Genomic DNA, 22,252 nt, shown 5'->3' on the forward strand with positions numbered 1-22,252 from the left:
CCCTCAGAGCCTGCCGCACAGCCGGAGCAGCCGGAACGCCGAACGCCGGCCGGCCCAGTAGGCGATGCACGCCACGACGGCGACGACGCCGAGGACTTTCGCCGGGCTGGACAGCTGCTCCGCCGCGATTCCCTTGGCGAGGCTCAGCGCATCCAGGCTGCCGGCCGGCGCAGCCGACGCGGGGACCGGAGCCGGCGCAGCCGACGCGGGGACCGGAGCCGGGGTGGGCTGCAGGGTGGGTTCCGGGACAGCCGAAGGGGACGGTCCCGCGGGGGTTTCCGGCGCGGGAGGTGCTGCCTCGGTGAGCATGGCCTGCAGATTTTTCGCGAACAGGGACATCATCTGCTCCGTGACGCTGCCGATCACCCCCTTGCCCATGGCCGCGGCCTTGCCGGACAGTGCGAGATCCGCGCTGACGGAACCCCCTGTGGCCGCGCCGTCTTCGGCCAGCACCAGGGTGACGGTGGCCTCGGCGGTGCCTTGTCCGCGGGTCTCCTGGGCCTTCCCGCCAAGGACCGCGCGGTGTTCCGGGGCATTTCGTTCAATGACGTTCAGCAGGCCCTTGTATTGCATCGTGACCGGGCCGAGCTTTACCGTCATGCCCACTTGGTAGGCGTCATCGGAGAGCTTGTTCAGGATCCTGGCCCCCGGAAGGCAGCCGGCCACCCTTTCAAAGTCCATCAGCGTGTCCCACACCTGGTTTATTGGTGCGACCACCGAGAACGTGCTGTCAATGTGCATGGGCTGGTTCCTTGCCTCTCGCTCGTTCGTGCGTGTCCTGTGGTGGCGGGCCGCCACCGCGAATGGCGGCCGCCATCTGCGCCAAGGCCCGGTAGCTGTGGCCGCTGACAAAGGCGTCGCAGTAGGGCAGGGCCGCTGCCATGCCGCCCACGAGGGGCTGGTACTGCGGGGCTGCCTTGCGCGGATTTACCCAGATGATCCGGTAGGCGAGCCGGCGCAGGCGGGCCATCTGCGCCGCGACCTGTTCCGGATCCTCGTAGGCCCAGCCGTCGGAAAACACCACCACGACGGCGCCGCGCGCCAGTCCGCGGCGGCCGTGCTCGTCGACGAAGCGCCGGAGGCAGTCGGCGAGCCTGGTTCCGCCGGCCCAGTCCGGCGCGGAGACGGCGGCGCGGGCCAGGGCCCGGTCCGGATCGCGCAGGGCCAGTTGCCGAGTGAGCCTGGTCAGCCTGGTGGAGAAGACGAAGGCTTCGGCCCCGGCCCCGGTCACGGCGCCCTGCAGGAGGGATACGAAGACTCGGGAGTAGGGCTCCATCGATCCCGAGACATCGCAGAGCAGCACCAGTTTGCGGCGCTGTCCGCGCCGGCGGGCATACAGCAGCAGTGGGGCGTCGGTCCCGGACCGCCGGGCTGCGCGCACTGTCGCCCGGACGTCCAGGCTCGCCGTGCTGTGGGCCGACGTGCGCGTGCGGCGGCTCAGGCGCAGCGGCGTCGCGAGCTGCAGCGCCGCTGCCAGCCGCCGTACCTCCGCTACTTCATCGGCGGAAAGCTCGGCGAACGATGTCTCCTGCAGGTGTTCGTCCGCGGAAACCATGGCAAGGACGGCCTCCCGGTCAGTGCGGCCGTCCTCCGCGGAGCCGTCCCGGCCCGGGGAGGCCACGCGCGGCCGCTGCTGCGTGCCGGGGGCCGTGCCGGGCGTCCGGCTGTCTGGCGCTGCGGGCCTGGTCCGCGGGGCCGGTGCGGGCGGCGCCGTTGCCGGGCCGGGCACACTGCCCGGGTGGGCGGGGGCGGCGTTCCCGCCGAACACGGCTGCAAAAACGGCATCAAACACCGGCACCTGTTCGCGCGCGGACACGAGCACCACGCGGCAGGTCCAGTAGAGCTGCTCAAGCCGGGCCGGGGGGATCAAGTGGAGCGCCTCGGCCAGCCGCGCCGCCCGATCCGGCGAGGTTGCCAGGCCGGCCCGCCGGATTGCCGTGACGAACGCGGCGGACAAGGCGGCCGCCTCGACCCGTGGCGGCCCTGCGGGCGCCGCGTTGGTGTTTTCAGCCATCGGTGCCGTCCACGAGCCAGGCCGCGCCGCGGGAGCCGACGAGTTCGAGGTCATCGCGGTTCTTGACGATGGAGCCCCACGTCTGTTCGGTGGTGCCGGCGTCGATCCGTTCCACCCCCAGCACGGCCAGGGCCGAGACCCAGTCGATTGCCTCGGAGATCCCGGGCGGCTTGGCGAGGTCCAGGGTGCGCAGCCGGGTTATCACGGCCGCGGCCTGGAGGGCCAGCGGGCCGCTGCTGGCAGGAACCCGGCGGCGCACGATCTCGGCGATCCGGGCGGGTCCCGGGTAGTCGATCCAGTGGTACAGGCAGCGGCGGGTCAAGGCGTCGTGAAGGTCCCGGGTCCGGTTGGAGGTCAGAATCACGATGGGCGGATGGGTGGCCCGGATTGTGCCCAGTTCCGGGATGGTGACGGCGGATTCGGCCAGCAGTTCAAAGGTGAAGGCCTCGAATTCGGCGTCGGCGCGGTCGATCTCGTCCAGGAGCAGCACGGCGGGCCGCGGGCCAGGATGTTCCAGCGCCTGCAGGAGCGGGCGCCGCAGCAGGTACTGGGAGGCAAACAGGTCAGTCTCCGTGACCTCGGTGTCGCGGACTTCGGCCAGCCGGATGCCGAGCAGCTGGCGCTGGTGGTTCCATTCGTAGAGGGCCTCACCGGCGTCGATTCCCTCGTAGCACTGCAGCCGGTACAGCGGGGTGTCGAGGAGCTCGGCCAGCGCCTTCGCGGCCTCCGTTTTCCCGACCCCCGCCTCGCCCTCGAGCAGGATGGGCTGCGGCAGGCGGACGGCCAGGAACAGGGCCGTTGCCAGGCCGACGTCGGCCAGGTAGTTGGTCCGGTCCAGCGCGGCCATCAGCGATCCGACATCCGGGACCCGGCGCCGCACGTCCTCTTCCGCGCCGGCCCGCGCCGCCGTCGTCATACGGCCCCCTGCAGCCCGGCGAGGAGGCGCCGGTAGTCTTCCTCGGTGTCCACGTCCTGGGGTACGGGGCCGGGCGTACGGACCTCGACGACGTCGTCCGCCCGCTGTTCCAGGAGCTTCCAGACGGCCTTGTCCCCGTGCAGGGCGGCCAGCTCCGGCAGCAGGCGCCGGGAAAACGCCAGGGGGTGGCCCACGCCGTCGTCGTAGCGGCACACCGCGATGCCGGCAGCGCCTGCGGGAGTGTGCAGGGCGCCAAGCACTGCCCGGACGCTCGCGGCCCGGACACCGGGCTGGTCCCCGAGCAACAGGACGACCGCGTCGGTCTCCGGATGGAGGGCAGCGAGCGCCGTGGCGATCGAGGCCGCGCACCCTTCGCCGAAGTCCGGGTTGAGCACTACATCGCAGCCGCTGGTGTCGACGGTGCGCTCCACCTCGGCCGCAGCGCCGCCCAGGGCAAGCACCGTCTGGCCGAAGGCGCAGTCCCGGGCAGCCGCCAGGACGGCATCGAGCAGCACTCCCGCGCCGTAGGGCAGCAGCTGTTTGGGCCGGCCCAGGCGCCGGGAACCGCCCGCGGCCAGGATGATGCCGGCGGTCCGGGGCCCGGGGCTTCCTGCCGCCCGCAACGGGTCAGATCCTAACGGCATAGCGTTCCGGATCTTTGCGGAAGGCGGCCCGGCAGCCGGGCGAGCAGAAGTAGACGGTGACCCCTTCGTGAACCAGATGCAGGGACGATTCGAGGGCCGGGACGGACATGCCGCACACCGGGTCGACCGCGCTCGCCGGCCCTGGCTCAGGTGGCCCCGGCTCGGCCGGCGCTGACGCCGCAAGGGGCGGGGCGGCGCGGCGCGCCCTGGACCGTTCCCCGACCAGCTGGGCCAGGATGGACAGCGCGATCTCCCCGGGCGTCCGGGCACCGAGCTGCAGCCCGGCCGGTGTGAACACCCGCCGCCGCAGGGCATCGTCGACGTCGAGGGATTCCAGGACGGCGGCGCCGCGGGTTGCGCTGGCCACGAGGGCAACGTAGGGGACACCCGCCCGCAGGGCCGCCTCCAGCGCACCCTCTTCCGCTTTTCCGTGCGAGGCGACAATCAGGGCCGCGTCATCGCCGCGGGGATCGGCGGATTCGCCGTCCGTGAGTTCGACTTCGAGGCCGACACCGGAGCCGAGCGTTTCCAGGGCCTGTGCCACCGGCGTCGTGCCCACCACCACGACCCGCGGCGCCGGAATCCGCGGCTGGAGGAAGATCTCGATCGCCCCGCCGCTCAGGCACGGGTTGGTGACCTCGACGGCGCCTTCCTCCGCGGTGCGGGACGGTTCTCCGGGCAGCACCCGCAACAGGAGCGGTTCCTGGGTGGCCAGAACCTGCCGGCTGTACTCGCGCACCGACTCCTCCACGCAGTTTCCACCCACAAAGCCGTGGATCTCTCCGCTGGGCAGCACCAGGGCGGTGTCCCCGGCGTGGGCGCTCGTCGGATGCTGGGCGCGGACTACCGTGGCATGGACGAACGGCTCGCGGCGGCTGGCGAGTTCATCGGCCCTGGCGGCCAGGGATCCTGCGGTGGCGCCCATCAGATCGGTGGCCTGGCCCGGCCCTGCATGGCAGCCCAGACACGGGCCGGGGTGCAGGGCATGTCCATATGTGTGACGCCGAACGGCGCCAAGGCATCGACAACGGCGTTGACGATCGCCGGCGGTGAGCCGACGGTGGCGGACTCGCCGATGCCCTTCGCGCCGATGGGGTGGTGCGGGGACGGGGTGACAGTGAAGCCGGTCTCCCAGTCGGGCACTTCCATTGCGGTGGGGATCAGGTAGTCCATGAAGGAACCGCCCAGGCAGTTGCCGTCGGCGTCGAACTCGATGATCTCCATCAGGGCCATCCCGACGCCGTCGGTCAGCCCGCCGTGCACTTGGCCCTCGATGATCATCGGGTTGATCCGGGTGCCGCAGTCATCCACCGCGATGAAGCGCCGCACCTTGACCTGCCCGGTGCCGGGATCGATGTCGACGACGCAGATGTAGGCGCCGAACGGGAAGGTCAGGTTCGGCGGGTCGTAGGTGACCTCGGCGTCGAGGTTGCCGTCTACGCCTTCTGGCAGCGTCATTGTGCCGTGGGCAGCCATGGCGATCTCGGCGATGGTCTTACCGGCGCTGGGGTCGCCCTTGACGAACCAGCGGCCCTTTTCCCATTCGAGGTCCTCGGGGCGGGTCTCCAGCATCGCCCCGGCGATCAGTTTCGCCTTCTCGCGCACCTTCCGTGCAACAAGGGCGACGGCGCCGCCGCTGACTGGCGTCGAACGGCTGCCGTACGTGCCCAAGCCGAACGGCGTCTGGTCGGTGTCGCCGTGCACCACATCGATGTCCTCCGGCGGGATGCCGAGTTCCTCCGCCACAATCTGGGCGAAGGTGGTCTCGTGGCCCTGACCCTGGCTCTGCACCGAGATGCGCACCACGGCCTTGCCCGTGGGGTGCACGCGCAGTTCGGCGCCGTCGGCCATGCCGAGGCCCACGATGTCGAAGTGCTTCCTGGGCCCGGCCCCGACGACTTCCGTGAAGAAGGAGACCCCGATGCCCATGAGTTCCCCGCGTTCGCGTTTTTCGGCCTGCTCGCGGCGGAGGTCCTCGTAGCCGGCGAGCTGCATCGAGAGGCGCATGGCGGCCTCGTAGTTGCCCGAGTCGTAGACCCAGCCGGTCTTGTTGGCATAGGGGAACTGCTCCGGCTTGATGAAGTTCTTGAGCCGCAGCTCCGCGGGGTCCATGTCCAGCTTGCGGGCCAGGATGTCGACCATCCGCTCCACGAGGTAGACGGCCTCGGTGACGCGGAAGGAGCAGGCGTACGCGACCCCGCCGGGCGCCTTGTTGGTATACACGCCGGTGACGGAGCAGTGGGCGGCCAACAGGTCATAGCTGCCGGTGAAGATGGAGAAGAATCCGGCCGGGTTCTTGGTGGGCTGGGCGGTGGCGTTGAACGCGCCGTGGTCGGCCAGCACATGGGTGCGCAGGGCGAGGATCTTGCCGTCCCTGGTCGCCGCGATTTCGCCCTGCATGATGTAATCCCGGGCGAACGAGGTCGACATCAGGTTCTCGGAGCGGTCCTCCACCCATTTGACCGGCCTGCCGGAGACGATCGAACCGACGACGGCGAGGATGTAGCCGGGATAGATCCCGACCTTGTTGCCGAAACCGCCGCCGATATCGGGGGAGACGATCCGGATCTTGTGCTCGGGGATGCCGGCGACGATCGCGAACAGGGTCCTGTGCGCGTGCGGGGCCTGGGTGGTCTCGTAGAGCGTCAGCTTGCCGTTGACGGCGTCGAAATCGGCGACGGCACCGCACGTCTCCATCGGTGCGGGATGGACCCGCGGGTATACGACCTCTTGGCTGACCACAACATCCGCGGAGGCGAACACCGCATCGGTTTCCGCCTTGTCGCCCATCTCCCAGTCGAAGATCCGGTTGTCCGTCCGGCCCTCGATCTCATCACGGATCACCGGGGCGTCCGCATCGAGCGCCTTGCGGGCGTCAACCAGCGGGGGAAGCACATCGTATTCGACGTCGATCAGCTCCAGGGCGTCCCGTGCGGCATAACGGTCCTCGGCCACGACAAACGCGACCTCCTGCCCCTGGAACCGGACTTTGTCGGTCACCAGCACGGCCTGGACATCTGCCGACAGCGTCGGCGCCCACGCGAGCTTCAGGCCCAGCAGGTCCTTGCCGGTGATGACTGCGACCACCTTCGGATGCGCGAGGGCGTTAGTGGTATCGATGGACACCAGCTTGGCGTGCGCCACCGGAGCCCGCAGGATGGCGCCGTGCAGCATCCCCGGCAGCACGATGTCATCCAGGTAGTGGCCTTTGCCGCGCACGAAGCGCGGGTCTTCCTTCCGCTGGATACGGCCGTAGCCGATCGGGCGGTCCTCGTCGCCGGCGGCCGGGTTGGACTGCCGGTCATGGATGAGGGTCATGCCTTCACCTCCGTGTCTTCTATCTCCGCCGCGACATCCGGGACGGCCGTGTCCGTGCCGTCCAGGCCGGTGCCGGCAGAATGGCCGGTAGCGGGTGCGTCGTCCAGGCCGGGACCGGCAGGATGGGCGGCGGCCCACTGCACCGAACGGACAATCGTGGCGTAGCCGGTGCATCGGCAGATCTGCCCGGAAATGGCCTGCCGGATCTCGGCGTCGTCCGGGTGCGGATTTTTATCAAGGAGCGCGCGTGCCGTGAGCATCATCCCCGGGGTGCAGAAGCCGCACTGCAGCCCGTGCTCTTCCATGAAGCCCTGCTGGACGGGGTCGAGCGTGCCGCCGGTGGCCAGCCCCTCAACCGTGCGGATGTCGTGGCCCGCGGCCATGGCGGCCAGGACGGTGCAGGACTTCACGGGCTGTCCGTCCATCAGGACCACGCACGTCCCGCAGTTGCTTGTGTCGCATCCCCAGTGCGTACCGGTGAGGCCCAGGACCTCGCGGATGTAGTGGACCAGGAGCACCCGGGGCTCAATCTCGCTCGTGACGTCGCTGCCGTTCACGGTCATGCTGATCTGCATCGGCTTCAGCCTTCCTGCGTCTGGGCGGCGCGGGCACAGGCCCGCCGCAGCACCCGTTGGGTGAGCTCATCGGCGAGATGCCGCTTGTAATCGACGGGGCCGCGCTGGTCAGCCACCGGATTGCAGGCCTCCGCTGCCAGCCTGCCCGCCTCCGCGAACAGCTCCTCGTCCGGATGCCTGCCGCGGAGCACCGCGGCAGCCCCGGCCAGGGGGTGGTCAAGGCCCAGGGCGGTGAGCCCGACGGCGGCGTCGTCGACAGTCCCGTCCGCGGTCAGGGTAACGGCGGCGCCGGCGGCACCGACTGCCCAGTCTCCGACCCGGCGTTCGACCTTTTCATAGGCGCTGCCGGAGCGGGGGCGGATGCCGAACCTGACTTCGCAGAGCAGTTCATCCTGCCCGACCGCGGTTTCATAGGGTCCGCGGTGGAACTCGGACATGGACAGGATGCGCTCGCCGCCTGGTCCGCGGATCACCGCCTCGGCGCCCAGGACATCACACACCGTGGAGAGGTCCTCGGCCGGGTCGGCCTGGCAGAGCGAGCCGCCAATGGTGCCTCGGTTGCGGACCACGGGGTCGGCGATCACCCGCTCGGCGTCCCGCACGATGGGGAACAGCCCGGCGACCTCGTCCGACTCGAGCAGGGTGGTGTGGCGCGTCAGGGCGCCGACCCTGAGCTTGTTGCCGTCACGGAGGATGAAATCGAGCTCGTAGAGGTCATTGATGTCGATCAGCCATTCGGGCCGGGAGAGGCGGAGCTTCATCATCGGCAGGAGGCTATGGCCGCCGGCCACCACCCGCGATTCGGGTCCGTACCGGGCAAGGAGTTCCAGGGCGTTCTCCACCGTAGTGGCGCGCACGTAGTCAAATGGAGCCGGAATCTGCATAGTCCCTACCTCACTCCGAAAGGCCGGCGGCGTGGAGTAGCGGCTGCCTAGCGCCGGATTGAGGTCAGTCTTGCCCCGGCCTGACTGGGCTGTCAATATCGTCATAAGCGAAAGGTTATGAAGCCGTGGCGATGACATTGGGACAGTTGCGGACGTTCGCCCTGGTGGCCAAGCTGGGTTCCCTCCACGCGGCCGCCGTCCAGCTCGGAGTCAGCGAACCGGCAGTATCGACGGCGCTCGCCGCACTCAGGCAGGATCTGGGCGACCCGCTCTTCGTGCGAGCTCACGGCGGGATTGCGCTGACTCCCGGTGGCCGGGCCCTCGCCGAACATGCCCAGGACATCGTGGGACTGGCGGACCGGGCGCGGTGGGAGGTGGCACATGCCCAGACCGAGACCGGGCGGCTTAAAATCGTGGCGACGGCGCCGTTTGCCGAGCACGCGGCCGGACGCCTGCTGGACCTTTTCACCCGCCGGGTTCCCGGGGCCTCCGTCGATGTGGTGGTGGAGGCGGCCGAGGACATTCCCTCGCTGATGCGGGAACGCGTCTATGACATCGCTTTGGGGGCCAGGCCCGCCGTTCGCAACGGCTCCCTTCCCAGCGGGACTGGGGACGTCGGCATCGACTCCGTCCCGTTCCTGCGGTACCAGCGGATCGTCGTGGCGGCCGCCGGACATCCGATCGCCGCCCTCCACGGGCCGGTAGCGCTGGCCGAACTGGTGCGCAGACCCTGGTTTGCCGGGCCCGCCGGCATCCAGGCGGCCAGCGAGGAGGGCCGCTGGCTGGCTGCCCAGTCGGTGGCGCCGGAGATTGTCCGGTTGAGCAGCGAAACGGAGGCCCTGGCCGCCGTCAGGGCCGGGGAGGGAACCATGCTGGCGCTGGGGCATATTGTCCGGGCCGAGATCCGCAGCGGCTCCCTGGTCCGTGTGCCGGTAGCCGGAACGCCGATCTCCGGACTCTGGTGGGCCAGTACCTTGGACCGCGGCCGGGCCACCACCATGGCGCGGACCCTCCAACGGTTTGCCGGCACCGCCGACGCCACCGCGGCCATGGTGGCTCCCGGCGGTTCACGCGGGCTGGAGCGGCGGGGATCCAAGTTCCATGTGGCGCTCTGGAGCTGAGGCACCTGCCGCTGTGCCGGCTGCTGCTGGGCTGCCTGCCGCTGTGTCGCGTTGCGCAACGCCGGGGGCGGGTGCTACCCCTTGAGGGTTAGACGATCCATTCACCCTGCGAGAAGGAGTAGCAATGACGTTGTCCCGAGACGAAGACAGCTCGCTGCGGCATTGGAGCAGCCGGCTGATCCAGGCGCTGCAGATCCTCGACCTGGAAGTCGACCACGAAAAGATCGTCCAGGTGGCAGACGAATCGGTCAAAGCCGTCGGGCCGCATGCGGACGCCATCAGTGCGTTCATCGTGGGCTACGCTGCGGGTACGGCGTCCACCAAGGGCCGCAAGGGCACGCAGGAGGCCGTGCACGCCGCGTCCAACAAAGTCATCGAGCTCTGCGAACATGGCGAGTCGGGCGGTCCTGACGAGAAAGGCTGGGCCAAGAGGGCCCAGTAGCGCCGCGCCCACCCTGGAAGCACGCCGGACCTGATGCACGGGATTCACGCCATGCACGCGGTCCGCAGCCACTGGACATGCTCCGCGGTGGGGCGCGGGGATGGGCATGTTGGTCTTATGTCCACTCGCCGGGGCCGGGGCGGGGCATGTCCCCGTGCGGGGCGGTTTGGTGCCAGGTGGGTGCCCGGGGAATTCCTCGGCAATCTTCCCCAGGCGTTCAGCCACGTGGGCGTGTTGGCCAGCGGACTGCGGCTGCTGAAGGCGCAGCGGAGGGAGACAGATGGCGAGCGCCGCTCTTGAGTGGGTCGGCCTTTCTGCAGGCTAAGGAACTTCACCTGTCCTTCGAGGATCGATGAAACGCCGTTACGCGCTGGTGCTGGATGCCAGCACGCCCAGGCCGAGCGCGGCGATGATGCCGCTGCTGCCGCGTTCGAGCCAACTGCTCACCCGGGGGCGCTGCAGCCAGGCCATTGCCTTCGCCGCCGCGACCGCCACGGCCGCCAGGTAAAGGAAACCAATAGCGCTTTCGATGGCACCAAGCACCATGGCCGTGTCCAGCGTGTTGCCGCCGTGCGGAATGAACTGCGGCACGACGGCGAGGTAGAACAGACCGACCTTGGGGTTGAGCAGTGTGGAGAAGGCGCCGGCTCCGAATCCGGTCCGTCGGCTGTAGCTCCGGCGGGGAGCGTACCCGGCCGCCGGGGAGGCTGCTGTGCGGCGGGCCCGGATCAGGGACGAGATTCCCAGATACAGCAGGTACAACCCGCCTGCGATCTTTAGCCAGCGGAACACTTCCGCAGAGTCCTCCAGCACAGCGGCGAGCCCCACTCCCACCAGCGCAGCCCAGATCAGGGATGCCAGTGCCGAGCCCAGCGCCGCCGCCAGGCCGGCCCCGGCACTCTGCAGCGAGATCCGCAGCACCAAGAACGTATCCGGGCCGGGGGTGACGGAAAGCAGAAGGCACAGCCCGGCAAAGGCCAGGAGGGTTACGGCGGTCATGCGCACCATTCTCCGGTCGCTGGCCGCCCGACTGCAATCGGTGGCGATGGTCCGCTGCTGACCGTGCCGTCAGTTGGACCCGGGGGCGCGGGCAGAGCACCTTGCCCTTGTTCGGCGGAGCCGACGAATAGGGATTCGCCCGGCATGCGAGCGCCACGGCCCGCTAGGTTTTGTCGTCCAGCACCTCACGCACGCGGGTGAGCCATTCCGCGACGAGGGCTTGCACGAGCTGGGGTTGCTCATGGATCAGCGCGTGGCCGGCGCGGTCGAGGACGGCCAACGTGGCGCGAGGGTAGTGCCCGATCAACTCGGAGGGGCCGGTGTGCCCGGCGGTGGCATCCTGTCGCCCGGCAAGGACCAATACCGGATGAGGATAGGCCTTCGCGGCTTCCGGCCGATCCCGCAACTCCCACTGCGAAAAGATCCGCATCAGGCTCGACTCGTCAACGAGTGATGTTGCGGGAGCCACACACTCCTGGAACCGGCGCAGCGTTTCAGGCGTCTGCACCACGAAGTAGCTGCGATATGCGGCCTCGAGATCCGAGTCGAGTTCGCCGGTCAGATCTGCCGCCGAAACAAGGACCTCGTGCTGAGGCACGTCGCGCGTCTGCGCGCCAACCGGGCAGATCAGCGCCAGCCCGACGGCCTGATCAGGTCGCAGAGTGGCAATCGCACGGGCCAAGTAGCCACCGTAGGACTGACCGATGACAAGAAACGGTTCATCACCAATGGTGCTGGCGATAAGGCCGAGCAGAAGGTCCACGACGTCGTCATTGCTCGCGATCGCCTCGGGCGCCGGGGTCCGGCCCATCCCGGGCAGGTCCGGATACAGGCGCCGATAGCCAGGCATGTTGGCGAATATCGGTTCAAGGGCACCGGCGATCTCGCGATGATCCACACCGGCCCCGTGGAGAGCGAGAACCGGCGTGCCGCTGCCGTACTCGACGTAATGCACCGGCACTCCGCTAACGCTTGACTCCATGTCGCTATGGTAAACGCGTCGCGACAAACCCCACCGTCATCGACGGCACCCCCAACCGCTCCAGATAAGGTGCGCTCTGGTGGGAGGATGATCCGATGACGCCAAGTGTGGACGTATTTCTGCGCGGACCCCGAGGTCGCCGTCTGTGTCTCGAGCTGGCGATGCAGCTGGATCCGGAGGTCAAAACTGCGGCCTTCTGGCTGGGTTGCGAACTTGATAGTGGGCCCGAGACGAACGTGCCGGGGAACTGCGGGCCGTGCGCGAACGCCCGGGTGACCCTCGCGCCAATTGGTCAGGAAATTGGTGCTCGGTCCCGCAGGGCCTGCTCCGCACCGTTGGGCAGGTCCCGGCCTCACTGAGCCTCGTGGAAGATTCCCTGGGGTGGGAGCGGGCGACCACGATTCCGGTTCGGGGAGCGGGCCGGACTCTTGAGATCGGCACAGCAGATGACTGGATATCGCTGTGCCGCGGGTTCCCATTGGAGGTCACTGCATCCCGGCGACACGACTGGTTCCGTGTGACCGGACGCCATGGCCGATGGGTCATCCCGGATTGGGAGCAAGTGGCAGGCGAGTGGGACGCCGTGCACCTCTCCATCTTGGGTTACCTCAACGGCGCGACGCGCCCACTGAGGGTCGACGCCGAAACGGCGACGGTCATCGCCGGCTGGGCCCCGGACAGCACGATCTGGCTCACAGATGTCGCGCACGAATCGGATGGCCCGCGGCAGGCATGGCACCGCACCACGCACGGCGACCCCTGGACTCTCGCGCCGTAACAGTCCAATATCGACAGGGTTCGGGCGTCACCGCCAGATGGCGGAGAGTAGGTCCGCGACGGCTCTGCCTTGGCTGTAACCAGCTCGCGCCGCGGGGGGACGCAGCGACAGATCCATCGCGTTGGCGCCGAACATGTGCTCGGAGGCGCTATCCGGGAAGATCGTTTCGAACCTGCTGCCCCCGCGCGGTCGACAGCCGTGATCAGCACGGGCTGTTGCGGCCAGTGCTGGCTGGGAAGCCGGGCCGCGACGATGTTGCGCCAGCGCCTCTGGCTAGAGCCGTCCGAAGCACCCATTTCGAGGGCCGCGGCGCCCATCCTGCGACGCATGTCGGACGCATCCTCAGCAGAACCGATAATCCCGTTCGACCACTCCATGTAGGTCTGCCCCGAGAAATCTGGAGCGCGTCCCCTGTCCGGTCCGGAGTGGCCGGCTTGTGGTTGAGGTACCTCGGCGAGGATGGCGGCATACAGTTCGGCTGGCCGTGTCCCGCTGGTGATCTGGGCAGCCACTGTCGATCCTGCCGACGTTCCGATGATGAGATCGGCCTCGGTTACATCCACCCCGGCATCGGACAGGCCGGCGATGAGACCGAGCTCCCATGCATTGCCTGCCGCTCCGCCGCCAGCGAGAACCAAGGCTCGCTTGTTTGAGATGCCTGTCGATTGTGCGGCGTCGGCCTGTTGGCCGGGAGTGGGCCAATTTCCAAGCTGTGGTGCCCGCGTCACTGCGATGGCATGGGAAATTGTCGTCGAGCCGATGCGCAAGTCTTCCGGGGCATAGGCGCTGCGCTCACCACCCGGCCGTGCCCGGGCCGCCCTTGAAAGGACCAACGATCTGCGTGGTGATCCAACCACCGTAGAAGTCACCTTCCTGGAAGGTCACCTGCTCGCCGTTGACTTGGCAGGAGTCCATGCGACCCGGGTAGAGCGCTACTCGGGTATTGAGCGCCTCGAACCCCCGGGTGGGTTCGGGGTAGGTCCACCCGGCACGGGGCACGACGACGCCGCCGGCAACGACGTCGAAGTAGTGCGCTTCTCCCTTGAACTCGCAGAAGGTGGTGCCCTCGACCGGGACGAGTGCGCCGGCAGGGAATGAGTCCAAAGGCAAGTAGTAGACAGGCGGATGACTCGTCTCCAGGACGCGCACCGCATCGGTGGTGTCGGCAATCACCTGCCCGCCCAGCCGCACGATTACCCGTTCGGATCGTGGCTCGACCCTTGGCGGTCGCGGATAGTCCCACACCGATTCCTGGCCAGCCTTGGGTTTGATGGGCTGGGGACGCCGGAAGAAGTCAGAGAAACCGTGAGCAGGAGTCATATCCCCATGTTGTCATCTTCTGCTGGGATGCCACCGTGAACGCGACGCATCCGAGCGATCGCCAACTCAGGGACGACCATGGCGGCACTGGGAAACGAGATCCGATACGTGGTCATTCGCGTCGACTCCTTCTTCGCCGCATGGGGGACCGCATTCATCCGCTTGGCGTGGCGCTAGTCGCCGGCGGCTTCTCGGCCGCGGCGCACGATCAGCCGGTCGGGGCTGTGGACCACTGACGTGTCCTTGTCCTCGTAGTCGAACTGGTTGAGGAAGTAGCGCATGGCGTTGATCCGTCCCCGCTTCTTGTCGTTGAACTTAATGGTGATCCACGGCGCATGGTCCGTGTCGGTCCGGAGGAACGTTTCCTCCTTGGCGGCCGTGTACTCCTCCCACCGGTCCAGGGAAGCCAGATCGATAGGTGAGAGCTTCCAGCGCCGCACCGGGTCTATCTGTCGGATCGCAAAGCGGGTGCGCTGCTCGTGGCGTGTCACCGAGAACCAGAACTTGGTCAGGTGGATCCCGGAGTCCACCAGCATTCTCTCGAAGAGCGGGGCCTGAACCATGAAGGTGTCGAACTCCTGCTCCGTGCAGAAGCCCATGACCCGCTCCACATTTGCCCGGTTGTACCAGGAGCGGTCGAACATCACGATCTCCCCGGCCGTGGGCAGGTGCTGGATGTAGCGCTGGAAATACCACTGGCCCAGTTCACGGTCAGAGGGTTTACTCAAGGCCACTGCCCGGGCCGAGCGGGGATTCAGGTGCTCGGTGAAGCGCTTGATTGTTCCGCCCTTGCCGGCCGCATCCCGGCCCTCGAAGACGATCACGTGCCTGAGCTCCTGGTCCTGGCCCCAGTACTGGAACTTCAGCAGTTCAACCTGCAGCCGGTATTTCTCCAGCTCGTACTCCTCGCGGGACATCCGTTCCTCGTAGGGGTAGTCTTCCCGCCACGTCTGCACGGCCGAACCGCCGGGGTGGATGAGTTCCGGATCCTCGCCTTGCCCCCCGCGCACCGTATACCCCATCTCCACTAGATGGTCGATGGCCTCACGCAGGTTTTCCCGGAGCCAGCCCTGATCCTCGGGTGTCCATGTCCTGTCCGCCGGCGTCATCCCCGGCCTCCTTCCGGCCCCCTCGAACCAACTGCCGGCCTTCCAGCTGGCGGCAACGTTCGATGCTCAACTGCGTACATAGAATGCGACCAGCCTAAGCCGACAGGTGGAGCTCACGATAGGGACGGGCTGGGGGACACTTCGCGCCACCAGTCCGGCCGGCAGGGACTACCTGTCCAGGCATGCCAGTGGTTCGGGTCGATGCTTCGCTTCAGAAGAGCGTGATGCCGGTGAGTTCGGCGAGTTTGTTGGTGAGCTTGTCCTGGAAATCGGCGTCGTTGACCTCCGGGGCCGGCTTCCGTGGCCGGCGGTGGTGCCAGTACATTCCAGAGACCTGCGCGGCGGGGTCACCGCTGACGGCGAGCCAGCCCTGGGTGTCCTGGCCCATGGCGAGGTCGTCGGGGGCGCCGGCGCCTCCCATCTTGGTGGGCACCCAACCGGGGTCAACGGAGTTGCTGAGCACGTTGGTCCAGTGCCGGGCGACGGAAGCGGAGAGCGCGGATACGTAGAGCTTGCTCTCAGAGTAGGCCGCGCTGGCGTTCCAGCTCCGTCGGGTCCAATCGATGTCCTGGAGGTTTCCGCTGGCCGCGAGGTGCATCCCGCTGCTGAGGTAGATCAGGCGGTGGGGCCGCTCGATCAGGGCGGTCAAAATGTAAGGGGCTAGAACGTTGACGGCCAGGGTGCGGGAGTGTCCCTCCGGGGTCGCGACGCGCCCCGGCGAGAGGTAGACGCCGGCGTTGTGGATGACCGCGTCCATCCGCCCGTGAGCGTTCACCTGAGCGGCCAGCTCCCGGGTTTCGGAAGCCCTGCTGAGGTCACCGATCACGATGCCGATGCCTTGCCGTGCGAGTTCGTCGACGGCGGCGGCGCGTTCCCTGGAGCGGGCGTGCAGCAGGACCTCGTCGCCGCCGTTCAGGAGCGTCCGGGCGGTGGCGAGGCCGAGTCCGTCGGTCGAGCCGGTGATGAAAATGCGCGACATGGGATGGCCCTTTAGGTGGTTCGGGAAGCCGACAGGCTGGCGGGGATACGAACGACGGCGCCGCTCACCTCGCGAGGTGACGGGCGCCGTCGTCGTCAGATCCCGACGTCGAACCGGCCGGTCGACGGATCGGCACCCGGTCGCCTGCGTCTAGGCGGATTCGAGAACGTTCTTGAGATTGGTCAACTGCGCGACTTCGGCATTCATGGTGCGGACAATCACCGGGCCCACTAGTTTCATGAGTCCCTTGGGCTCCAGGTCCAGGGTGAAGCGAACCATCGTTCCGCCCGGCGCTTCACTGAGCCGGTACGCACCGGCCGGCCGGGCGGGGCCGGCCACGACCTGGAAGCCCAGACGCTTTCCGGGGTCCGCCGCGGTGATTTCGTAGTCCCCGACGATCGGCCGGCCGCCGGGACCCGAGAGGGTCTGGCTGTACACGGCCCCGAGGTCCCCGGGTGTTCCACTCTTCAGTGCTATGTCCTGAACCCCCGAGCGCCATGCGCGGTTGTTCAGCCCATCCGCGAGGAACGCATAGACGTCCTCGGGTGAACGGTTGATGGTCGTCTCGTTCTCGGCGTGAGCCATTCATACCCCTACTGGTATTCGTCCGGATGCTTCCAGACCGGTCGATCGATGTTGTCCATACAGTACGGCGCGCGCCGGCATCTAGCGGACTGCCTCTTCCGGCTCGTCAGCCATGGGGCTCAGGTTCAAACGGGTGGTGACGAGGAGGGAGCCGAGCAGGGATCGGGCGGCCGCGAGCAGGGCATTAACCTCCGGGCTGGCCAGTTCATAGAACAACCTGCCCTCGCGGCGTGAGGGCACAATCAGGCGCTGGCGGCGGAGCAGGCTCAAATGCTGGGAGAGGTTCGATGGCTCAAGGCCCGTGTTGTCGCGCAGTCTGCTTACGGCAACTGGTCCGTCGGCGAGCATTTCCAGCAACTGGATCCGGGCAGGGTGACCCATGGCCTTGAACAGTTCTGCCTTCACATCAGTCAGGACCGGACTTGCGGGAAGATCATCCGGCATCGGGACTTCCCTCCTTCACTTTCAAATATTCTGAACCGCGCGTCTGTGCGGACTCCGTCGACAGGAAAACTAGCACGTGCAAGACAGAAAAGTCTGTCTCGCACACCCCTGATTTCGTAAGTCCGCTTACATATCGTAGCGCCGGACCAATGCCGTGTCTTCGCCGCCGCCAGACAGGGTGGTACCTCTTGCGCAGGTGACATGCATAGTTCAGACTTTCATGAATTCATCAATTCGATCCGGCCGGTACGTGTAACTGGCATCGTTCGGGTGGATTCAGGCTGTTCCCGGTGACAACGGCGTCGCCGGGAGCAATCGGGTCCCGGCTGCCCAGGAGGGTTCTATGACAGGCATGTTCGAACTGTTCACCGATTCCGACACTTCCTACCGCTTTCGACTTACTGCCCCGGACGGGACCGTCATGGCCCTCTCCAAGCCCTTTCCTGACCTGCCATCGGCGGTGGCCGGGATCGCGGCAGTTCGGGAGTATGCCGGCATGGGGCTGGTCGCGGAAATTCCCGCACCGCGAGATGACGCGCAGCTCCAGTCCGCGGCCTCAGGCATTCCCATGCAGCCCGGCGCGCAGAGGCGCGGAGTCCACGAGGCCCACGTAAAGAGCCCGCGCGCCCGGGCGAGGCTAGCCCGGGACGGGGCGCCGAGATCCCTTGAAGGGCCGCCGCGCCTCCGCATCCCGTCCGCAGCGCGCTTCTTGGGCAGTCGTGCTGTGACCCGGAACCAGCAGATGATCGTGCGGTGGCGGCAGGCACTGGAGACGCGGACCGCACAGGTTGGGCTCGGCTCGTGCTGACCGTAACCCCGGGCCGGGCGCCCGCCGACGGACCGGGCAGGCGGGCCTGGCCATGACGGAGTTGAAAGCATTGCAGGCTTACTCCAGCGCGCTGGTTGCCGAGGACTGCCTCGCCGGGACCTTTCGCTACGACGTGGTCGCGGGGGAGCTGCAGTGGTCCGAGCAGATTTACCAGATCCACGGCTACCGCCGGGGCGAGGTGGTGCCCACGGTGGGTGTCCTGATGCAGCACGTGCATCCTGAAGACCGGAAGCAGTGCAGGGAAATTTTTGAGGATGTGTGCCGTGGCGGAGGGTTTTTTGCCACCTACCATCGTCTCTTCGACGCACGCCGGCGCGAACGCCGCGTCCTGACGGCGGGGGAGGGGGTGCCGGACAGTGACGGGAAGGTCTTGTTCGTTGACGGGTTCATCCTCGACCTCACCAGGACAGTTCAACTTGAAACAGACCGGTCCGCCCGCGAGGCTGTCGCCGGAGCCATCGGCACCCGAGGCCTTATCGAACAGGCCAAGGGCATCCTGATGGGAATACTCCATATCGGTTCCGACGACGCCTTCGAACGGCTTTCCGCCTACAGCCAGCACCACAACATCAAGTTGGCCCACACGGCGTCGGCGATGGTCCGGCTGGCTAACAGCACGCACGAAGCCGCGACCCTCCGCAGCTTCGTCCAGGCATTGGACAGTCGTTTCTCGCAACGCCGCGAAAGCGACCGGGTTCTCCATCCTTAGGGGGAATTGGGGCGCCGGCGGGTCCATGCGCCGGTCCGCCGGCGTCGTACCGGCGTCGTACGGGCCGGAAACGCCGGGGGGAGTCCGGCGGAGACTGATAGCACACTCCGAGGCAGACCGGTCTGTACGCCTCGGTCCGGTGTAAAATTTTTTTATCATGACTGTCAACGACGCCGAGGGTCCTACGCTGCTGCCTGCCACAGCCATGGCCGGACGCGACGAGCCGGTGGACCGTATTCTCGCCACCGCCTACGAGTTGTTCTCCCGCCGCGGTATCCGCGATGTAGGGGTCAATGAGCTGATCAGCAGTTCAGGGGTCTCGAAGGCAACCTTCTACCGGCACTTTCCGTCCAAGGACGCCCTGGTGCTGGCCTTCCTGGAACTCCGCGACCAGGTGTGGACCGTTGACCTGATCGTGGCCGAGGCCAGCCGGCGGGGCAACACCCCCGAGGAGAGGCTGCTCGCCGTCTTTGACGTGTTCGGGGACTGGTTCCAGCGCGAGGATTTCGAGGCGTGCTCGTTTATCAACGTGCTGCTGGAGATGGGCGCCGGGCATCCGCTGGGCAAGGCGAGCATCGATTACCTCAGCCGTATCCGCGGGCATATCCAGGCCCTGGCCGAGGAGGCCGGGCTGGACCGCCCGGAGGAATTTGCCCGGTCCTGGCACATCCTGATGAAGGGCTCCATCATTTCCGCCACCGAGGGGGACGCGCTGGCCTCTAAGCGCGCCCAGCAGATGGCGCGATGGCTCATTGAGCACCACCGGGGCCTCTAGCCGCTGCGCCCGGGGATTCCCCCACCTTCGTTGCCGGCGCCTGACCCGGCTCGCGCCCTAGCGTCCTGAGAAGCCGTTCCGAAAACCGCTGCGCCATGCCCAGGCCGCGGCCCCCAGGAGCGGCGATTTCCGATCACTGACCCCTTCGTCCGCTGAGTACTTGCAGAATGCGTTAGTCGCCACTAACGTATTATCTGTGTTGGATGCCTTGGAGATTGCTGCGGAGCCGAACCGTCGACGCCTGCTGCATCTTCTCGCCAGCCGCGAACAGGCGGTCGGGGAGCTGGCCGCCCATTTCACGGTCAGCCGCTCCGCGGTGTCCCAGCACCTGCTGTTGCTGGAACAGGCCGGCCTGGTATCAGCCCGCAAAGAGGGCCGGAACAGGTACTACCGACTCGACCCAGCGGGCATGGGCCGGCTGCGTGAACTTGTCGAACAGTTCTGGACCGACGAACTGGATCTGCTGGCATCGGATGCGGCCGCACTTGCCGCCCAGCGTCACGGGCCTCCGCAACATCACACGACCAATTCAGATACTTCGCCTCAAAACAAAGGACCATTCTCATGACGTTCGAGAAAACCATTCACCTGCCCGTCGGCGCCGACGAGGCCTTTGCGCTCATCACTGAGCCGGAACGTCTGCGACGCTGGCAAACGGTGGCGGCCCGCGTCGACCTTCGCATTGGCGGCGAATACCGATGGACCGTCACTCCCGGCCACCACGCCGCCGGCACGTTCCAAGAGATCGAGCCCGGCAAGCGCATCGTTTTCACCTGGGGCTGGGAGTCCGGAATGGACCTGGCGCCGGGCGCGTCCACGGTGACGATCACGCTGGAGCCCGACGCCGAGGGCACCACACTCCGTCTGGTCCATGCCGGCCTCAACGCCGAACAGGCCGCGGCACATGCCGAAGGCTGGAACCACTATCTGGACCGCTTGATCGCCGAGACCTCCTCCCCGGCAGGCGCCGGTCCGGACGAATGGTCGGCGGCCCCGGACTCGATCGATCACATCAGCTCGGCTGAGGCATCGCTCGCCGTGCTCCTGGGCGTGCTGCGCAAGCTCACCCCGGAGGACCGTGAGAAGGCCACGCCGTGCGAAAATTTCACCGCCCACGAATTGCTGGAGCACCTGGCCGGTTCGCTGAAGCATGTCGGCGGCGCGCTGGGCGCGGATGTGAGCGACGACGCCGGGGCGGGCCCAGAAGTTCGCATCGCCAAACTCGCGCAGGCCACCCTGGAGGCGTTCGGCCGCCGCGGCGTCGAAGGCACCATCGACATGGGCTTCGCCGAGCTGCCCGCGACCGTCGTCGCCGGGATCATCAACCTCGAGCTGCTCGTCCACGCGTGGGACTTCGCGAAGGCCACCGGCCAGGAACTCGTCGTCTCCGACGTCGTCACGGATCACGTTGAGGCCCTGGCCCTGGTGACCATCTCGGATCAGGTCCGCGCGAGCGGCAGCTTCGCCGCCGCCCAGCCGGTCGCGGAATCCGCGAGCAGCCTGGAACGCCTGATCGCGTTCACCGGCCGGACCGTCACCGTCTGACGTCTAAGCGGTCCTGCGTCTCCGCTTAGCCTGAAGGACTTGGTTCACATGAGGCACTGACGCGCGCAATGGTGTACGTTGGCTTCCCGTCAGAACTAAACACAGGAATGAGAGTCACCCCCGTGGCAACCGATTACGACGAAGTCCGATCCGACGTCAAGGAGTCGCAGGATAATTCGCTGCAGGCGCTGCAGTCTGCCAACGCCCCGGATGCCCGCAGCGTTGTCCGTGAGCTGGATGAAGCTGACGCTTTTGACGATGCGATCAGCCCCGGCGGAGAAATTGTCGCCGAGGAACTCGTCGTGCAGGTCATCCCGCAGGCGCAGGACGAATTCACCTGCTATTCCTGTTTCCTGGTCCGGCACCGGTCCCAGGTTGCACGCGAAAAGAACGGCCACGCTTACTGCGTCGAATGTGAAGGCTAGGGCCGTGGCCTCCCGCGTGACCGGCGCCGGCGCGGTTTCCCGCGCCGGCGCCGCATAGGCGGGCCAGCATGGTCCACGGCCGGCCCGCTTAGTCTATGCTCCGTCTGAAACGCCTTGCCGTGCTCGGCCTGTTCATATTTTGCGTCATCACCGGGTTCTTGTTCTGGGCCTTCCGATTCTCCGGCGCGGAGACCCGCGTCGCCCTGCCCGCGCCGCCGCGGGCGGAGGCGAAACTCGAATCTCTCTCCGCCGGCATCACATCCGCCGTCAACATCACCCGGAGCACGGACGCCGACTGGCTCACCCATGCCGCCGCGCAGACCGGCATCCCTGCCCGGGCCCTCCAGGCCTACGTGGCTGCGGCCGGTGCGGCCAACGAAGCCGCTCCTGCGTGCGGAATCGGTTGGAATACCGTGGCAGCGGTGGGCTTCGTCGAATCCGGCCACGGAACGTACGGCGGCGGCAGCCTGACCGCCACAGGCCAGGTGAGCGGGCCAATTGTCGGCCCGAGCCTCAACGGCGACGGCTTCGCCGCGATCCCTGATACGGACGCCGGCGCCCTGGACGGCGACGACCGCTGGGACCACGCCGTCGGACCCATGCAGTTCATTCCCTCTACCTGGCAACTCGCAGGGCGGGACGGGAACGGCGACGGGACAGCCGACCCGTTCAACATCGACGACGCCGCGCTAAGCGCCGCCTCGTACCTTTGCGCCCACGGCGGTGACCTCACCACCGCCGCGGGCTGGGCCGACGCCATCTACTCCTACAACCAGTCTGATCCGTACGTAGATCATGTCCGCGACCGGGCCACTGCCTACGCCGCGCAGTCGGGCACCGCAGGGTAACCCCCCTCGGC

At 67.5% G+C, this 22,252-nt stretch carries 25 protein-coding genes and 1 pseudogene; 10 read left to right on the forward strand and 16 right to left on the reverse strand.

The window, feature by feature from the left end; translation table 11 throughout:
- Nucleotides 1–3: 3 nt before the first annotated feature.
- The 8 genes from C566_RS0102805 to C566_RS0102840 are packed head-to-tail and all read right to left on the reverse strand — an operon-like array spanning nt 4 to nt 8,351.
- Nucleotides 4–741: an SRPBCC family protein gene (locus C566_RS0102805; protein WP_018772812.1), complete on the reverse strand. Its 738-nt coding sequence runs from the start codon at nt 739–741 to the stop codon at nt 4–6.
- Nucleotides 731–2,014: a vWA domain-containing protein gene (locus tag C566_RS0102810; protein ID WP_018772813.1), complete on the reverse strand. Its 1,284-nt coding sequence runs from the start codon at nt 2,012–2,014 to the stop codon at nt 731–733. Before C566_RS0102810 ends, C566_RS0102805 begins: the two co-directional genes overlap by 11 nt.
- Nucleotides 2,007–2,930: an AAA family ATPase gene (locus C566_RS0102815; protein ID WP_018772814.1), complete on the reverse strand. Its 924-nt coding sequence runs from the start codon at nt 2,928–2,930 to the stop codon at nt 2,007–2,009. Before C566_RS0102815 ends, C566_RS0102810 begins: the two co-directional genes overlap by 8 nt.
- Entirely contained in the window at nt 2,927–3,574 is a 648-nt protein-coding gene (locus C566_RS0102820) for a nucleotidyltransferase family protein (protein WP_051082212.1), read from the reverse strand. The genes C566_RS0102815 and C566_RS0102820 overlap by 4 nt, the downstream gene beginning before the upstream one ends.
- Complete coding sequence (locus C566_RS0102825) at nt 3,558–4,499, reverse strand: XdhC family protein (RefSeq protein ID WP_018772816.1); 942 nt, start codon at nt 4,497–4,499, stop codon at nt 3,558–3,560. Before C566_RS0102825 ends, C566_RS0102820 begins: the two co-directional genes overlap by 17 nt.
- Nucleotides 4,499–6,892, reverse strand: coding sequence for an aerobic carbon-monoxide dehydrogenase large subunit (locus C566_RS0102830; protein ID WP_018772817.1), 2,394 nt, complete (start codon nt 6,890–6,892; stop codon nt 4,499–4,501). Before C566_RS0102830 ends, C566_RS0102825 begins: the two co-directional genes overlap by 1 nt.
- Nucleotides 6,889–7,467, reverse strand: coding sequence for a (2Fe-2S)-binding protein (locus C566_RS0102835; RefSeq protein ID WP_018772818.1), 579 nt, complete (start codon nt 7,465–7,467; stop codon nt 6,889–6,891). The genes C566_RS0102830 and C566_RS0102835 overlap by 4 nt, the downstream gene beginning before the upstream one ends.
- 5 nt (nt 7,468–7,472) lie before the next feature.
- Nucleotides 7,473–8,351 (reverse strand): FAD binding domain-containing protein, encoded by an 879-nt coding sequence (locus C566_RS0102840; RefSeq protein WP_018772819.1) that lies wholly within the window; start codon nt 8,349–8,351, stop codon nt 7,473–7,475.
- Between the two features lie 131 nt (nt 8,352–8,482).
- Here C566_RS0102840 and C566_RS20630 point away from each other — a divergent pair, with 131 nt between their 5' ends.
- On the forward strand, nt 8,483–9,472 hold the full coding sequence (locus tag C566_RS20630) for a LysR family transcriptional regulator (RefSeq protein ID WP_018772820.1): 990 nt from the start codon (nt 8,483–8,485) through the stop codon (nt 9,470–9,472).
- Nucleotides 9,473–9,596: 124 nt separating this feature from the next.
- On the forward strand, nt 9,597–9,914 hold the full coding sequence (locus C566_RS0102850) for a DUF6457 domain-containing protein (RefSeq protein ID WP_018772821.1): 318 nt from the start codon (nt 9,597–9,599) through the stop codon (nt 9,912–9,914).
- A 363-nt stretch (nt 9,915–10,277) separates the two neighbouring features.
- Here C566_RS0102850 and C566_RS0102855 read toward each other — a convergent pair whose 3' ends face one another.
- Both C566_RS0102855 and C566_RS0102860 read right to left on the reverse strand, forming a co-directional pair.
- Nucleotides 10,278–10,913, reverse strand: coding sequence for a LysE family translocator (locus tag C566_RS0102855; RefSeq protein WP_018772822.1), 636 nt, complete (start codon nt 10,911–10,913; stop codon nt 10,278–10,280).
- A 163-nt stretch (nt 10,914–11,076) separates the two neighbouring features.
- Nucleotides 11,077–11,895, reverse strand: coding sequence for an alpha/beta fold hydrolase (locus C566_RS0102860; RefSeq protein WP_043465679.1), 819 nt, complete (start codon nt 11,893–11,895; stop codon nt 11,077–11,079).
- A gap of 562 nt (nt 11,896–12,457) precedes the next feature.
- On the opposite strand from C566_RS0102860, the gene C566_RS21965 reads away from it, so the two are divergent.
- Nucleotides 12,458–12,673 carry a hypothetical protein gene (locus C566_RS21965; protein WP_018772824.1) on the forward strand — a complete coding sequence of 72 codons (216 nt, stop codon included), beginning with the start codon at nt 12,458–12,460 and terminating at the stop codon, nt 12,671–12,673.
- A gap of 344 nt (nt 12,674–13,017) precedes the next feature.
- Here C566_RS21965 and C566_RS23390 read toward each other — a convergent pair.
- The 6 genes and pseudogenes from C566_RS23390 to C566_RS0102895 form a co-directional block, all read right to left on the reverse strand.
- Nucleotides 13,018–13,542: pseudogene (locus C566_RS23390) on the reverse strand (patatin-like phospholipase family protein); the annotation flags it as partial.
- Entirely contained in the window at nt 13,466–13,993 is a 528-nt protein-coding gene (locus C566_RS0102870) for a DUF427 domain-containing protein (protein ID WP_026266315.1), read from the reverse strand. The pseudogene C566_RS23390 and the gene C566_RS0102870, both read right to left, overlap by 77 nt.
- Nucleotides 13,994–14,166: 173 nt before the next feature.
- Nucleotides 14,167–15,102 (reverse strand): polyphosphate kinase 2, encoded by a 936-nt coding sequence (gene ppk2, locus C566_RS0102880; RefSeq protein ID WP_018772827.1) that lies wholly within the window; start codon nt 15,100–15,102, stop codon nt 14,167–14,169.
- 211 nt (nt 15,103–15,313) lie between these two features.
- A complete protein-coding gene (locus C566_RS0102885; RefSeq protein WP_018772828.1) occupies nt 15,314–16,081 on the reverse strand; it encodes an SDR family NAD(P)-dependent oxidoreductase in 768 nt (255 codons plus the stop codon).
- A gap of 150 nt (nt 16,082–16,231) precedes the next feature.
- Entirely contained in the window at nt 16,232–16,666 is a 435-nt protein-coding gene (locus tag C566_RS0102890) for an SRPBCC family protein (RefSeq protein ID WP_018772829.1), read from the reverse strand.
- Between the two features lie 81 nt (nt 16,667–16,747).
- The gene (locus C566_RS0102895) at nt 16,748–17,110 is read right to left on the reverse strand and encodes an ArsR/SmtB family transcription factor (RefSeq protein ID WP_018772830.1); all 363 of its coding nucleotides are present in this window, start codon (nt 17,108–17,110) and stop codon (nt 16,748–16,750) included.
- Nucleotides 17,111–17,462: 352 nt separating this feature from the next.
- On the opposite strand from C566_RS0102895, the gene C566_RS23055 reads away from it, so the two are divergent.
- The 7 genes from C566_RS23055 to C566_RS0102930 all read left to right on the forward strand — a co-directional run bounded on the left by C566_RS23055 (nt 17,463) and on the right by C566_RS0102930 (nt 22,241).
- Nucleotides 17,463–17,918 (forward strand): YegP family protein, encoded by a 456-nt coding sequence (locus C566_RS23055; protein WP_269210534.1) that lies wholly within the window; start codon nt 17,463–17,465, stop codon nt 17,916–17,918.
- A 52-nt stretch (nt 17,919–17,970) separates the two neighbouring features.
- Nucleotides 17,971–18,648 carry a PAS and ANTAR domain-containing protein gene (locus tag C566_RS0102905; RefSeq protein ID WP_018772832.1) on the forward strand — a complete coding sequence of 226 codons (678 nt, stop codon included), beginning with the start codon at nt 17,971–17,973 and terminating at the stop codon, nt 18,646–18,648.
- 157 nt (nt 18,649–18,805) lie between these two features.
- Nucleotides 18,806–19,423, forward strand: a complete 618-nt coding sequence (locus C566_RS0102910; RefSeq protein WP_018772833.1) for a TetR/AcrR family transcriptional regulator — start codon at nt 18,806–18,808, stop codon at nt 19,421–19,423.
- Nucleotides 19,424–19,619: 196 nt separating this feature from the next.
- Nucleotides 19,620–19,991, forward strand: a complete 372-nt coding sequence (locus C566_RS20645) for an ArsR/SmtB family transcription factor (RefSeq protein WP_051082213.1) — start codon at nt 19,620–19,622, stop codon at nt 19,989–19,991.
- Nucleotides 19,988–20,968, forward strand: a complete 981-nt coding sequence (locus C566_RS0102920) for a TIGR03086 family metal-binding protein (protein WP_018772835.1) — start codon at nt 19,988–19,990, stop codon at nt 20,966–20,968. Before C566_RS20645 ends, C566_RS0102920 begins: the two co-directional genes overlap by 4 nt.
- A gap of 122 nt (nt 20,969–21,090) precedes the next feature.
- Nucleotides 21,091–21,393, forward strand: coding sequence for a DUF4193 domain-containing protein (locus C566_RS0102925; RefSeq protein ID WP_018772836.1), 303 nt, complete (start codon nt 21,091–21,093; stop codon nt 21,391–21,393).
- Nucleotides 21,394–21,488: 95 nt separating this feature from the next.
- Complete coding sequence (locus C566_RS0102930; RefSeq protein ID WP_026266316.1) at nt 21,489–22,241, forward strand: lytic transglycosylase domain-containing protein; 753 nt, start codon at nt 21,489–21,491, stop codon at nt 22,239–22,241.
- The last annotated feature ends 11 nt before the right edge of the window (nt 22,242–22,252 follow it).

This window comes from Arthrobacter sp. 131MFCol6.1 (assembly GCF_000374925.1).
In the GTDB taxonomy this organism is placed as follows: Bacteria; Actinomycetota; Actinomycetes; order Actinomycetales; family Micrococcaceae; genus Arthrobacter.